The following is a 13,174-nucleotide window of genomic DNA, read 5'->3' as shown; positions in this document are numbered from 1 at the left end:
TTTAAAAATGTCACAGCATCACGATCACAACCATCACGCAAACCGGAAAACCCTGATCATCTGCTTGAGTATTATCTCAGCATACATGGTGGTGGAAGTCATTGGTGGATTCATCACCAACAGCTTATCGCTGCTCGCGGACGCGGGACATATGCTGAGTGATGCGGTTTCATTGTTCATAGCGCTGATGGCATTCACGTTCAGTAATAAATCAGCGGATTACCGGAGAACATACGGCTATAAACGGTTTGAGATTTTGGCAGCGGTTCTCAACGGTGCCACGCTTATCCTTATTTCGGTGTACATTATGTTTGAAGCGGTTGCACGGTTCAGAAACCCACCCGAAATCGCCTCGCACGGAATGCTCATCATCGCCGGAGTCGGTTTGCTCGTGAATGCAGTGGTAGCGTACATCATGATGCGCGGCTCCGATGTAAAAGAAAACCTGAATATGCGCGGCGCATACCTGCATGTAATCAGTGATATGCTGGGTTCGGTGGGCGCAATTATCGCGGCGTTGCTCATTATATTCCTGGGTTGGGCGTGGGCAGATCCGCTTGCCAGCGTAATAGTGGCGCTTCTGGTCTTACGAAGTGGCTATCTGGTCACAAAATCTTCCGTTCATGTATTGATGGAAGGAACGCCGGACAACGTTCAGATTGAAAAAGTGACACAAAAGATATTAGAAACCGGTGATATTATCAGTATCCATGACCTGCACATCTGGACAATCACCAGCGGACTGAATGCGCTGACCTGCCACGCCGTGGTAGATGACAGCCTTACCGTTGCCGAAAGCGAGGTATTGCTCGGTAAAATAGATCATGAGCTGCAACATCTTAACATCCATCATGTTACGATACAACTGGAGACCGGCGCACATACACACGATGCTTCGGTGCTCTGCAGTGTGGAGGCAGGACATAATGATCGTCATGAGCACTAGATTTCTGTCCCTGTCATTGTAGACAAAAACTTTGGGAAAGAGAAGATTCTAAACAGTTCCTCTTAAAATTTAGTATTTTTACACAAAAGAAAACGAAGAAATGTTCAATAACCTACGGCATACAATGGAAAAAGAATGGTTCGGTGTGCTGACGCGTATGGGCGCCAAACTTGGCATTCCGGTGTCGAAACTTCGGGTGTTCTTTATCTACTCTACTTTTGCTACAGCCGGTGTCTTTTTTCTCATTTATCTAGGGTTAGCCTTCACGCTTTGGGTAAAAGATATCTTCATTACCCGTCGGCCAAGCGTGTTTGACCTTTAGAAAGCTTTTTAGGCTTAAATCTTGCAGGGAAGACATAAAATTTTCGTTTTCTAATATGGAATATCTGCACATCCCCACTCACGATGATTACCGCGCTGAAGAAATCTATGCATCTTATTGTGCTACCTTCCCACCAGATGAGAGACGGGGCGAGCAACAGTTTAAAAAATTATTCTCAAATCCCTGTGTAAAGGTTTTTTCGATCCTTCATGATCTCCAAAATATTGGCTACATCATTTCATGGGAACTTACCGGTTTCGTCTTCATCGAACATTTTGAAATTTTCTCGGAATTCCGCAGCCTAAAATACGGCTCCGATGTGATCAGCGATCTTTGCAAAGACTACACACACATCGTTCTCGAAGCTGAACCGGAAACACTTGACGAAAACGCCCGACGACGCATTAGCTTTTACAGACAAAATGGTTTCGAAGTCATTGACGAAAATTATGAGCAGCCTTGCTACGAACCTGAGAAAAAAGCACTAAAGCTGTGGCTGCTAGCGAACTGGAATCCGGAGAAAACCGACTGGATCAAGGAGGAAATCTATGATGTAGTTTATTGTTAAGCAGACGGCATTATCTCAAAGACCTTAAACGAGCCGGACAGAATAATCTGTCCGGCTCGTTTATTTTTAAGGATTGGTAACAGGAACACTGCTGAATCCGATTGACGTTTTAAGCGAAATATCTGAGGTTGGAGACTGTTTTAAAACATACACCACCCTTGCCTGCACGGCACCTGATTTCATCATTGAATCCAAAGTAGTGGATGTATTGATATCAAGTGAAAGCGAACTGCCTACATTTTCGGGTACTACATCCCGCGATGCTACCATCACCTCGTTCCCGCCATTGTTTGAAAGATACACACGTACCGATTTGAACATACTCATGCTCGTATTAGAATCAACCGACATTGTGGCGGATGAAACCCGGATGTCTTTCACATTCGCACCTGCGCCCGTAAGCTGGTTGATACTCTGCGCGGGTGAAACTGCTGAAAGCTGAACATTCGCCGGGGAGCCGGACGTAACCAAAACGGTAGCTGTATACGGAAAAGTGTTCTGAAGAATTGAAGAAACCGTGGAGCACGCGGTAAGCGTAAAAGTGGCAGCCGCAGCCGCGAATAGTAGATTTTTCATAGTACGATTATTTAAATATTAAAACCGTCTGACAGAAACTATACCAACTGAAAATTTTAACGTAAGTTTAACGTCTTGCAAATCACTATTTTATTGAGACAGAAAAGCGCCCTTTACATTCGCCCGATGCCATATTGCTTTTCCCGATGAGCAACCAAATTTCCCCATTTTCGCGGATTTTATATATCATTTCGCGCCCGAAAGGACCGTCATATTCGCCGTTCGGTAGTCGGACCTGATTGAAACGGATGTTCATGTCTGGATTTTCAGTTGTAATGGTTCCGGAGATGTTTTTGCTCGTGAAATTCTTAATTTTTAAGATGTACTGTTGCTTGTCCTCGGTAAATTCATCGGTAAGTGTAAGCGGAATCATGTCACCGTTGATGGTTTTTATGATTTTACCTTGTTCGACCGTTCTAAAACCTTTATAATTAGAAGATTTTGTGGAATCAACTTGAACAACACCGGCTTGAGGATGGGTTGCAGGCGTTGAATCGTTTTGTAATATGGTGGAAGTAGAATCCGAAATTACCTGATTATTGGATTTGACCGATTCTTCTTTTGTACACGAAACGGTGATTAAAGCCAGAATAAAAACAAGTGTTCTCATGCGGAATGGAATTGATTTACAAATCCTAATCAAAATCCCTGCTAAAAATTGAGATCCTCAGTTTAAAATTCTTTTAAACAAAGTGTGAAATTAAATGATTGTTCCTGTCGCAGCTGGGAAGCTTCGGTCACATTAATCGACCTGATACTCAAGTTTTATCGTAATGCTGGCTTCTTTTTCCTTTGAAGAAGTATTAAAAGTGCCACCGTAAGAGAATTCTTCCGTTGAATTGGGCTCCGTAATCTGTGTGACGCCCATTGTCGCTTTTTTAAGGTTACCAAGTTTGGAACCGGCATTTTCGGCAATTCTTTCGGCTCGCTGTTTGGCATCTTTGGTGGCGTCAGCGATCATCTGCTGTTTTACATCTGCCAGTTTCGTGTAGAAATAATTTGGCGGCGAGGAGGTGAATTCAATTCCAAGATTAATGATTTCTGTGATGTTTCGCGAAAGGTTTTCAATTTTTGCCACGTCTTTGCTGTCTATGGACACGCGCTGCGAAAGCTGATAACCGGCAAAACTCTGCTGACTCCGGCCCATGTTGTCTGTGGAATAGTTGAACTGCTTTTGGATATCAACTGCCGAGAACACCATCTCATTTTTCGGGATTCCTTTTGAAATTAAATAGTTTTCGATCACTTTTTTGTCATTCGCGAGTTCATCGTAGGCTGATTTAAGTTCAAAACTATTTCGCGAGAAATTTCCGCTCCAGGCGATAAGGTCTGAAGTGAACTTCTTTGTCCCCAAACCAGTGACAGAAATGGTATTATCAGACTGGTTCCGGTTCTTGATCGCACTTGCGAGAAATGCAAGCCCGATGATGAAACCTGCGGCAGCGATGGCGATGGCGATGATATTGCGGTTCATTTGGTCTAACGATTTATTATTAAAGGTAAGAAAAAATTAACTCAGATTTTTATTTCTGGTTCCTCTGTAAAATCACGTTCCTACTTTGTGGGTTTTAATATATTCCTGATAGGCCATTTTCATATCAGAAAGGATCGCCACGACATTGAAGCTTTTCCGGTATTTTTTCGCAAGCGAATAACTGTTATCGGCATAAATAAGAAATCTGTCAATATCGTCTTCGGTCCACCCTCTGGAAGTGTAAAAACTGAGATCCAGTTCTGCTTTGATCCGTCGGTAAAACGCTTGAGTTTCCGCATAATTCGCGGTAGAAATTGGCGAACTGGTTGTTTTACTTACCAAGCCTATAAGAGCAGACACGGCCTTTACCATATCGACCTGTCCGGCATTATAATCTTTTGGGGCAAATGCAGACGGAGTTATAAGTTTAGGCGAAGATTCTATTGGTGGAGTTCGCATATAAGAGTCCATTGAAGAATTGAGCGCAACAACCCTTCTCGGTGGATCCAGAGATTTTACATCTTTCTTTAAATTACCCGATGCCTGAAAGGCGAGTTCTACTTCTTCTATCAGATAAGCTGAGTGCGTGAGGGAAATATTAAGCGGCCCGGAATAATTGTAAGTTGAAATCTTTGTTGACGAACGCTCGTAGCCGCTTTTTACAAAACGCAGTTCGTCTGAAGGTTTTGCGCCGATCATGTAATTTCCGTCTTTATCGGAATTTACCTTTTCACCGGTTCGGGTATTTAAAATGAGCGCATTTGGCAGTTCAGAGCCAAACTCCGAGCGCACCTTTCCGAAGATGTATTCCTGAGCGTGGGCCGAAAGGGCCATGAGAAGGAAGGAAAGCAGGAGTAGTTTTGTTTTCAATGCTAATTTTTTCTAAAAGTAGATTTATTTTGAAGATGCTTTGGGAAGTTTAACCGAAGTTAACGCGTTTTAAGAGTTTTTCTGAATTTAGAAGTTTTTCGGATGTTATTTTATCAAATTTTTTGAGGAATCGGGTGCCGCGTGAGGGATAGAAGCGGCATCCTTTTTTGGGAGGCGGCACCGGGCCGCCTCCCAAAAAAGATAGAGCGGATAGCCCGGCCCGAGGAAGGGAATGGAGGCGCGGCCGCTGCAGGCGGCCGCGCTGTAAAGACCGACCGAGGGACACGCCCAAAAAAAAATAAAATTTATTGCGTATCTTTGTACCCTTACAACATGGGGTTGACTGGTTTCGACAGCAAGACCAATGGGTAAGTAAGCATGCAGAGAACCGTAGCGCGATCTCTTTAATCCCTTGCTACACAATTTTAACTGGCGACCAAGAGTTTGCTCTTGCAGCATAATCCGAATCATAGTAGGATTCTGCGCTCTCCCGAAGCATAGTAAGGAGGCAAGATGTCTCACAAACGCTCTGTTCTGCGGCGTTTGAACCTGAGGCATAGCAATGCGGAAATAAGTCCCGGAAGACTTCGGTCCGGGATCGAAAATTTTAGAAGTTAAGCTGTAAATTGGGTGTCTGTGCTCTGTTTGCAGTCGAAAATCAAATACAGAATAAGCATGTAGAAAACTTATGTATTGCTTGTTTGGACGAGGGTTCGAATCCCTCCAACTCCACTTTTAAAAATATAACCTATTGTTTTTCAGTAGGTTATTTTATTTTTAAACGATTTTATATTTCTTCATTCAATTTCGTGTACTCTGTCTCCCGGAGCGGTTCCAAGCCTGAATTTTCATCTTTGATTATCTGAATCTCACCACTTTGCAGGTGAATTTATATAAAACACAGAAAAGCTGGAGTTTCTGTACCGAATATCTGCCGGATTAATATTAATTTTGCTGAAACACACAATGATGAATCTAAATATATTCCGGAAAAGAAGCAAGGCCTGCAACTTTGACAGCGAAGACTGGCGCTTCGACGACGACAAACAGATGTTCTGCCTTATTCTGAGCGTTCCCAAAACTAAAATCACGCCCCAAACCGTTGTTTATCTTTATAAAAAACAGGGCGATCGCTATATTTTCATGTCTGAAGGTTTTGAAGCCATAAACGGCAGTGAACTGGTCTATTATGCGCTGTCACCCTTTGGCGGAAAGATCAGAATTAAATAATATTCAAATTGCCATCACAAAAAAAGATCCTTTAGAAGTTCTAAAGGATCTTTAAAGTTTTAAGTGAATGATTTTATAATTGAGGGCCAGCCGCGACGAGCTTTTTCGCCTCGTCATTGTCGCAGTACTGCTCGAAGTTCTTGATATAACGTGCCGCCAGATCGCGCGCTTTTACTTCCCATTCTGCCGCGTCTGAATAGCTGTCACGGGGATCCAGGATGCCTTCAGAAACATTAGGTAATGCTGTCGGGATCTCAAGATTCATCACAGGAATTCTCGTTTTTTCTGCAGTATCAATGCTACCGTCAATGATCGCGTCGATGATTGCGCGGGTATCTTTAAGTGAAATTCTCTTTCCTGTACCGTTCCAGCCGGTATTTACCAGATATGCCTTCGCTCCGTGCTCTTTCATTTTACCGATTAAAGTTTTAGAGTACATCGTAGGATGCAGCGTTAAAAACGCTTCACCAAAGGCCGGCGAGAACGAAGGTTCCGGTGCGGTAATTCCACGCTCCGTCCCAGCCAACTTAGAAGTATATCCACACAGGAAGTGGTACTGTGCCTGATCATCATTCAGAACAGAAACCGGAGGCAAAACGCCGAAAGCATCTGCCGAAAGGTAAACGATTTTCTTCGCGTGACCTGCTTTTGATGGCAATACGATTTTGCTGATGTGATAAATCGGGTAGGAAACACGGGTGTTTTCCGTGATTGAATTGTCGGAATAGTCGGCTTCACCTTCTTCGTTCACCACTACGTTCTCAAGAAGTGAATCGCGACGGATGGCTTTGTAAATGTCCGGCTCTTTTTCCTCGGAAAGGTCAATCACTTTCGCGTAGCAGCCACCTTCGAAGTTGAATACGCCATTATCATCCCAACCATGTTCGTCGTCGCCAATAAGATATCTTTTAGGATCTGCAGAAAGCGTTGTTTTACCCGTTCCCGAAAGTCCGAAGAACAGCGCTACATCGCCTTCCTCGCCCACGTTTGCGGAACAGTGCATCGATGCCATGCCTTTTAGCGGAAGGAAATAATTCATCATGGCGAACATCCCTTTCTTCATCTCGCCGCCGTACCAGGTTCCGCCAATGATCTGGATTTTCTCGGTAAGGTTGAACATCACGAAGTTCTCAGAGTTCAATCCCTGTTGCTGCCAGTTCGGGTTGGTAGTTTTAGAACCATTCATCACGATAAAATCCGGTTGCCCGAAGTTTTCGAGTTCATAGTTTGAAGGACGGATGAACATATTGGTTACAAAGTGCGCCTGCCATGCTACTTCCATGATAAAACGAACTTTAAGTCTCGTGTCAGGGTTTGTGCCACAAAAAGCATCTACTACATAAAGTTTTTTTGAGGTAGAAAGCTGTTTCAGCACAAGTTGCTTGCAGCTTTCGAAGATTTCAGGTGTTGTAGGTAGATTTACTTTTCCGTCCCAGAAAATGGTATCTTTCGTACTGTCGTCTTTTACTATAAACCTGTCTTTTGGAGAACGTCCTGTAAAAATTCCAGTTTTTACTGCCACTGCACCGGATTCTGTTACAACTCCGCGCTCAAATCCTTTGTTCTCCGGAGAAATTTCTGCCTGGAAAAGTTCTTCGTAGCTCGGATTGTAGATTACCTCCTGGTAACCTGTGATTCCCAAATCGTGTAGTTGCTGAATGATTTTGATGTTCTTCATGACTCTCTTGTATTTCTGTTTGTTACTTTTTGGAATGACAAAATTAATGATATCTAAGGGTATTGTCGGTTCTAAAAGTACTGATATTCATCACAAACAGCAAGTCTGCAAGACATCCTGATAATCAGAGAATTAATTCAGACCAGGTATAAATACAGCTAAATCCGCGTTCCGAAAAATAACGCTCATAACCCGAAAATTTGCGGCTCATTACAAAGTCTCCGCCCCACGCACCAAGGCTTTTCACGAAAACCGGGCAATCTGAAAAGTATCTTTCTTTCACGGTCTTTATTAAAAGCGTGTTTGACAATTTTTGCTCATGCGCTTCCATCAAATTTGAAAACGTATCAATTTCAACCGTATTCACAACTTTATGTGTCAGGTCTGAAAACCACTCAATCAACTCAGGATCATACGGTAGTGCACGGTAGTGTTCAATACCTTCGCGGCTGTCCTGTTTTTGATTCAAATGAATAAAAATAAGATCATCACTGAAAACAGGATTAAAATCAACCTTATGTAACCGTCTATCCTGCCCTGAAATCTGATACAGAACTGCTGATTTCTCTTTTGCAACCGCTATATCGTAACCGCTTCCGCCCAAACTCGCCTCATTTAGTTCATAAGGATTAATGCCAGCCCATTCGGCCATATTATTCATCAGCGTTGAACTGCTGCCCAAGCCAAAATTTGCGGGGAACTGTAGGTTCGTACGGATGCGGTAAGAGGTATTCTCTTTAAATTTAATTGAAGACAAGCGTGCAGTATTCTTTAAAACCTTTAAGACAAATTCAGCTGCTGGAAGCAGGTTAGCGGACGTGATTTGCCAGTCCGAATAGCGAATCTCGGTGCTGAGCCAAAGCTCATCCTGGAGATAGGCTTCCCAATGTATCGTAGATCTTCCGTCACTTATTTCCTCAAAAAAAAGCTCCTGCCCCCATTTTGTAGGTACGGCAAGAGCCAGAGCGCCGTCCAGGACGGTATATTCTGAAGTTAAAAGCAGTTTTCCGGGCGAAAATAGTCGGCCTTTCATTACGCTAGATCGCGGCTGAGACTTCCACCTTGCTGTTAATTTTCTTGATTAATCCCTGAAGGGTTTTTCCGGGACCCACTTCGATAAAAGTTGTAGCGCCGTCTTTGATCATGTTTTGTACAGATTGTGTCCACTTTACCGGACCAGTAAGCTGGCTGATGAGATTTTGCTTGATTTCCTCAGGCTCGGTCACAGCTGTTGTCGTGATATTCTGGTAAACCGGGATCGTGGCATTGCGGAAACGTGTGGCTTCAATGGCTGCTGCAAGCTGCTCCTGCGCCGGCTGCATCAGCGGTGAATGAAAGGCACCGTTGACAGACAGCAAGAGTGCACGTTTTGCACCCGCTTCTTTCATTTTTTCACAGCCTTCTTCCACTGCGGACGTTTCACCGGAAATCACAAGCTGGCCGGGGCAGTTATAGTTAGCGGGAACTACGATACCATCAATGCTTTCACAGATCTCTTCCACCTTTTCATCGGCTAAGCCCAAAATAGCAGCCATCGAGCTTGGATTCGCATCACAAGCGGACTGCATAGCCTTTGCGCGCGCAGAAACGAGTTTAAGACCATCTTCAAAAGATAAAACACCGTTGGCTACCAATGCGGAGAATTCGCCTAATGAATGGCCGGCAACCATTGCGGCTCCAAGTCCATTCACGGCTTTCAGCGCCGCTACAGAATGGATGAAAATTGAAGGTTGTGTAACTTCGGTTTTTTTCAGATCCTCTTCAGATCCTTTAAACATAGTAGAAATGATATCGAAACCGAGGATATCATTTGCGGAGTCCATGAGGTCTTTGATGTCTTTCCGGGAATCATACAGTTCCTTACCCATGCCCACAAATTGTGATCCCTGTCCAGGAAATACAAGTGCTTTCATATAGAATTAGAATAGTGCGGTTATATTGTTTTTATTTTAAATCGCCTTCGCTTAGTTGGGCAACAGTCTCACAACACGGTAACCTTTGTTCACATAGGCACCGTTGCGGATTTTTTCAAATTCAAATTTTGTCGCAAGCTGCGTTTGAACCTTGTTCATTTGCTTAAAGATCTCTCCCTTTTTATTCTCACGGCTCAGCATATCATTTACGATATCAAACCCGATGATTGAATATTTCGGCGGCGTCTTGCAGTATTTGCTTTTGTAAGCTTCCAGAATTTCTTTTTCGAACCTGCCTTCAGAATCTACTTTGCGGTCCATCAGATAAACAAGGTTCACCTGGCTCAACTCGTCTACTTTGCGCTCAAAGATTGGCGAATAGTACATGCTGAACGCTTTGATACCGCTGATTTCTTTAGACAAAGCCATCATTCTGTTTGCAAACGCGTCCCCATCTGCATCGCGGTCACTTGCCAAAATAGCGATTACCGGTGCAGACTGACCTGTCATCATGTTTTTATCGGGCTCGATCTCTGCGCCAGAGTTCACAATGACAACATTGGCGTTCTTCAGCGTTTTTTCAAGGTTTGTCTTAAGGTAATTTGCATTCGATTTGTCATCATCAGCTACGATGTAGATCTTTTGGTCTGAGTAAACGTCCTTCACCTCTTTCACGATGCGGTCTGCAAATACCGATTGGTTTGTTTCAATAAGAATCAGATTTTCAAATTTCAACAGATCATCGCTGTTTGCAAATGGTGCAACAACAGGAATTTTCTGCGTTTTCACATAATCGAGTACCTGCAGAACATTTGACTTAAAGAACGGCCCGATGATCAGGTCTGTATTATCAGAATTTATCTGCGTCAAAGAATTTTTAAAGCTTGCCTCGTTGCCGGCATCGATGATTTTCACATCCAGCTTTTGTCCGCTGGCGGCACTGCGCTCAATCGCGAGTTTGGCACCGGAAAGAAAATCCAGCGAAAGTGTGCGGAATTTAGAATCGTTGGTATCAAAGCCAAATGGCAGCATGATCACTACATTCAGTGCATCTCCCGATTTCTTTACGTACCCGGCGTCTAATTTTTTGATTTTTAAGACCATTCCCGCCTTCAAACCTGACGAAAGGTTCGGATTCAGCGTCAGCAACTCATCAAGACCGATCCCGAATTTATTTAGAATACCAAAAACGGTGTCACCGCTTTGCACGGTATAAGTCACATAGTCATCAGCTGTGGAAGTTGTAGTGTAAGTATTCGGTGCAGGTGTGTCGGTTTCAATTTTTTCCGTTGCCGATTTCGCCGGCGCTGGCGAACTGGTGTTTCCCTGTACGATTATCGTTTCACCCGGACGGAGACCTTTTTCTTCAAGACCCGGATTCATCGCAAACAGTTCTTTTTGTGTAAGACTGAATTTACGCGTAAGCTTGTAATAATTATCCTTTGGCTGAACCATGTAGGTGTCATTTGCGTCCGAATTTACTGTCTTTTCAGCCACAGCAGGTGTTTCAACTGATGAATTCTGCGCTGCAATCACCTGATTTCCACCATAACTGCTGATAGCGGCAAGGGGTAAAGTCACTTCAGACCCTATTTTCATGTTTGAATCCAGATTTGGGTTCAGTGCACGTAGGTCTGCTTCTGAAATTTTATATTGTTTTGTAAGACCGTAAATGGTCTGTTTAGGCTGAATAATGATCTTGCCAAGTTGTGCAGATTGCGCTGCTGGCTTGGAACCGGTAGATTTACCCACAACCAACACTTCACCGATGCTTATTTTACCGTCCTGAACTTTAGGATTCATCCGGTACAGCTCTGCGGTGCTGATGCCGTATTTTTTGGAAATATTGTAGGCGTTATCACCCTTCACAACGGTATGTATATTCTGCGCGCCCAAAGCGAGGGCAGCGGTAAATGCGGACAGAGCAATAATTTTTCTGATCATTTCTTAGGATAATAAGTACAAAAATAACGCATTAAAATTAAATGGAGATGACCGAAAGCTCCGGTTTATCTACGTTGATCACCTCATAACAAGTTTGAAGCCACGTCTTGCCATGGTCTGCAAAAAACACCGAAAAATTCAGGACACGCTCCTGCCAGACGCCACCGGGATGCACAGCCATAAACAAATCGTTGAGCTGCTGAAGTTTTTCGTTTTGCTTTATTTTCTCTGCGCGAAGCAAACGTTTCCGCATCCGTACGAAAGATTTCAGTTGCCTGGTTTTTTCGGCATCCACTAGATTTTGGAAGCTTTTGTCTGTAAGTGCGGAGATGGAACCAAGTTCGTTAAAATGCTTTTGGAGCTGGCTTTCGCTAATATCTAAATATTTCAGGATTTCATTATCCGAGAGTAATAAATCCCGCGTAACATTCGCAAAATTTTTATAAAAATCATCTATTTCGAGCCCAAGCCTGTCAATCTTCCCGAGCGTTTTTTCCTGAATCTGTACGATTGAATTTCGCGGAATGAGGATTGGAAACGGGAGTTCAAGCGCTGTGAAATAGTCTTTAAGTTCAAGCCAGTACATTATTTCGGCATTACCTCCGACGTACGCCACATTTGGCAACACGGTTTCCTGGTAAACTGGCCGTAAAAGCGCATTCGGACTGAATTTTTCAGGATGATTCTCTAATTCCTGCAGAAGTTCCTCTTTTGTAAAAGTGATTTCAGTATCGACAATACGGAAATTGTCACCGTCAGCTTCAATGCGGTTTCTTGTGTTGTTCAAATAGAACAGATTGATCTCCCGCGGATTCACCTGCACATTGCCGTAACGCGTCTCCAGCTCCTGTACGGCCGGCTTTGTCGACTCAAAAAGTGCTCTGGTCAATATTTCACCTTTGAATATTTCTTTCATCTGTTCCTTCAGCCGCGCATCATTTCCGTCAAGCATCAACAGGCCATACTCTGCAAACAGCTCGTGAACCAAAATCCGTGTTGCCTGAGCGAGGGTATGTCCCTTTTTGTAGGCGCGCTGCATCATCAGAATGAGTTCCGTACCGAAGACTGAATCTTTATATTCACTTTCGAATTCTGAGATGAAATGATCATCTTCAATCTCGATTTCGCCCACAGGTCCGCCGGCGTTTGCACGTACTTCAAAGTAGTTTTCAGGCGTACGGAAGTGGTTGATCTCAGCAAAATCGTGATCTTCGGAGGCCATCCAGAAAATCGGGACTGTATATTGACCTGGAAATTTTTTGTTTAAATAATCTGCCGTTTTTATCGTCTGCAAAATTTTATAAACAAAAAAAACCGGCCCGGTAAAAAGATTTAACTGGTGCCCGGTGGTCACCGTAAATGTGTTGTTGAGGGAAAGTTTTTTAAGATTTAGCTGCTGATTATCACTTAGATTTAAACCTTTCGTTTGAGATTTTAAAGTATTAGCTAAAATTTCTCTTTGAGCGTCGGTAAATCTTTGCTTTTTAGCCTCACATTTTTTCGCGAAGTTTTGATCGCTAAAGAGATCATCCTCAAACCCAGAAATTTTTTGATCCAGATAATCTTTTATCAAAGTCGGAATGCTTTCAATATCCTGAAATGGTATGGAGGTGATACTTTTCAAAACTGTTTGGTTAAATTTTTTGCCCGGAT

The 13,174-nt window shown here is 43.3% G+C and carries 13 protein-coding genes and 1 other RNA gene; 5 read left to right on the top strand and 9 right to left on the bottom strand.

The genetic code is table 11. From position 1 onward, the window contains the following. The first annotated feature begins 7 nt into the window (after nucleotides 1-7). From H9628_RS03895 to H9628_RS03885, 3 genes are all read left to right on the top strand, one after another. A complete protein-coding gene (locus H9628_RS03895) occupies nucleotides 8-946 on the top strand; it encodes a cation diffusion facilitator family transporter (RefSeq protein ID WP_251832805.1) in 939 nt (312 codons plus the stop codon). Between the two features lie 100 nt (nucleotides 947-1,046). Next, a complete protein-coding gene (locus tag H9628_RS03890) occupies nucleotides 1,047-1,268 on the top strand; it encodes a PspC family transcriptional regulator (RefSeq protein ID WP_251832804.1) in 222 nt (73 codons plus the stop codon). Between the two features lie 55 nt (nucleotides 1,269-1,323). Next, a complete protein-coding gene (locus H9628_RS03885) occupies nucleotides 1,324-1,836 on the top strand; it encodes an N-acetyltransferase (RefSeq protein WP_251832803.1) in 513 nt (170 codons plus the stop codon). Between the two features lie 66 nt (nucleotides 1,837-1,902). On the opposite strand, the gene H9628_RS03880 is transcribed toward H9628_RS03885, so the two are convergent. From H9628_RS03880 to H9628_RS03865, 4 genes are all read right to left on the bottom strand, one after another. After that, complete coding sequence (locus H9628_RS03880) at nucleotides 1,903-2,412, bottom strand: hypothetical protein (protein ID WP_251832802.1); 510 nt, start codon at nucleotides 2,410-2,412, stop codon at nucleotides 1,903-1,905. Between the two features lie 85 nt (nucleotides 2,413-2,497). Continuing rightward, nucleotides 2,498-3,022 (bottom strand): hypothetical protein, encoded by a 525-nt coding sequence (locus H9628_RS03875; protein WP_251832801.1) that lies wholly within the window; start codon nucleotides 3,020-3,022, stop codon nucleotides 2,498-2,500. Between the two features lie 132 nt (nucleotides 3,023-3,154). Further along, nucleotides 3,155-3,886: an SIMPL domain-containing protein gene (locus H9628_RS03870; protein ID WP_251832800.1), complete on the bottom strand. Its 732-nt coding sequence runs from the start codon at nucleotides 3,884-3,886 to the stop codon at nucleotides 3,155-3,157. A gap of 72 nt (nucleotides 3,887-3,958) precedes the next feature. Further along, a complete protein-coding gene (locus tag H9628_RS03865) occupies nucleotides 3,959-4,756 on the bottom strand; it encodes a carboxypeptidase-like regulatory domain-containing protein (protein WP_251832799.1) in 798 nt (265 codons plus the stop codon). A gap of 335 nt (nucleotides 4,757-5,091) precedes the next feature. Here H9628_RS03865 and ssrA point away from each other — a divergent pair. Next, nucleotides 5,092-5,491, top strand: a transfer-messenger RNA (tmRNA) gene (gene ssrA, locus H9628_RS03860). A gap of 234 nt (nucleotides 5,492-5,725) precedes the next feature. Beyond that, the gene (locus H9628_RS03855) at nucleotides 5,726-5,986 is read left to right on the top strand and encodes a hypothetical protein (RefSeq protein WP_251832798.1); all 261 of its coding nucleotides are present in this window, start codon (nucleotides 5,726-5,728) and stop codon (nucleotides 5,984-5,986) included. A 73-nt stretch (nucleotides 5,987-6,059) separates the two neighbouring features. Here the strand turns inward: H9628_RS03855 and pckA are convergent, their stop codons facing one another. The 5 genes from pckA to bshC form a co-directional block, all read right to left on the bottom strand. Beyond that, nucleotides 6,060-7,664 carry a phosphoenolpyruvate carboxykinase (ATP) gene (pckA, locus tag H9628_RS03850; protein ID WP_251832797.1) on the bottom strand — a complete coding sequence of 535 codons (1,605 nt, stop codon included), beginning with the start codon at nucleotides 7,662-7,664 and terminating at the stop codon, nucleotides 6,060-6,062. A 124-nt stretch (nucleotides 7,665-7,788) separates the two neighbouring features. After that, complete coding sequence (locus tag H9628_RS03845) at nucleotides 7,789-8,697, bottom strand: GYDIA family GHMP kinase (RefSeq protein ID WP_251832796.1); 909 nt, start codon at nucleotides 8,695-8,697, stop codon at nucleotides 7,789-7,791. Between the two features lie 4 nt (nucleotides 8,698-8,701). Beyond that, nucleotides 8,702-9,577, bottom strand: coding sequence for an ACP S-malonyltransferase (gene fabD, locus H9628_RS03840; RefSeq protein ID WP_251832795.1), 876 nt, complete (start codon nucleotides 9,575-9,577; stop codon nucleotides 8,702-8,704). Between the two features lie 51 nt (nucleotides 9,578-9,628). Then, complete coding sequence (locus tag H9628_RS03835; RefSeq protein WP_251832794.1) at nucleotides 9,629-11,521, bottom strand: LysM peptidoglycan-binding domain-containing protein; 1,893 nt, start codon at nucleotides 11,519-11,521, stop codon at nucleotides 9,629-9,631. 37 nt (nucleotides 11,522-11,558) lie between these two features. Beyond that, the gene (gene bshC, locus H9628_RS03830) at nucleotides 11,559-13,145 is read right to left on the bottom strand and encodes a bacillithiol biosynthesis cysteine-adding enzyme BshC (RefSeq protein ID WP_317172604.1); all 1,587 of its coding nucleotides are present in this window, start codon (nucleotides 13,143-13,145) and stop codon (nucleotides 11,559-11,561) included. Between the last annotated feature and the right edge of the window lie 29 nt (nucleotides 13,146-13,174).

The organism is Kaistella pullorum (genome assembly GCF_014837035.1).
Taxonomy (GTDB): domain Bacteria; phylum Bacteroidota; class Bacteroidia; order Flavobacteriales; family Weeksellaceae; genus Kaistella; species Kaistella rhinocerotis.
Note: the sequence above shows the minus strand (reverse complement) of the source record. Positions and strands in the feature narration are given on the sequence as shown.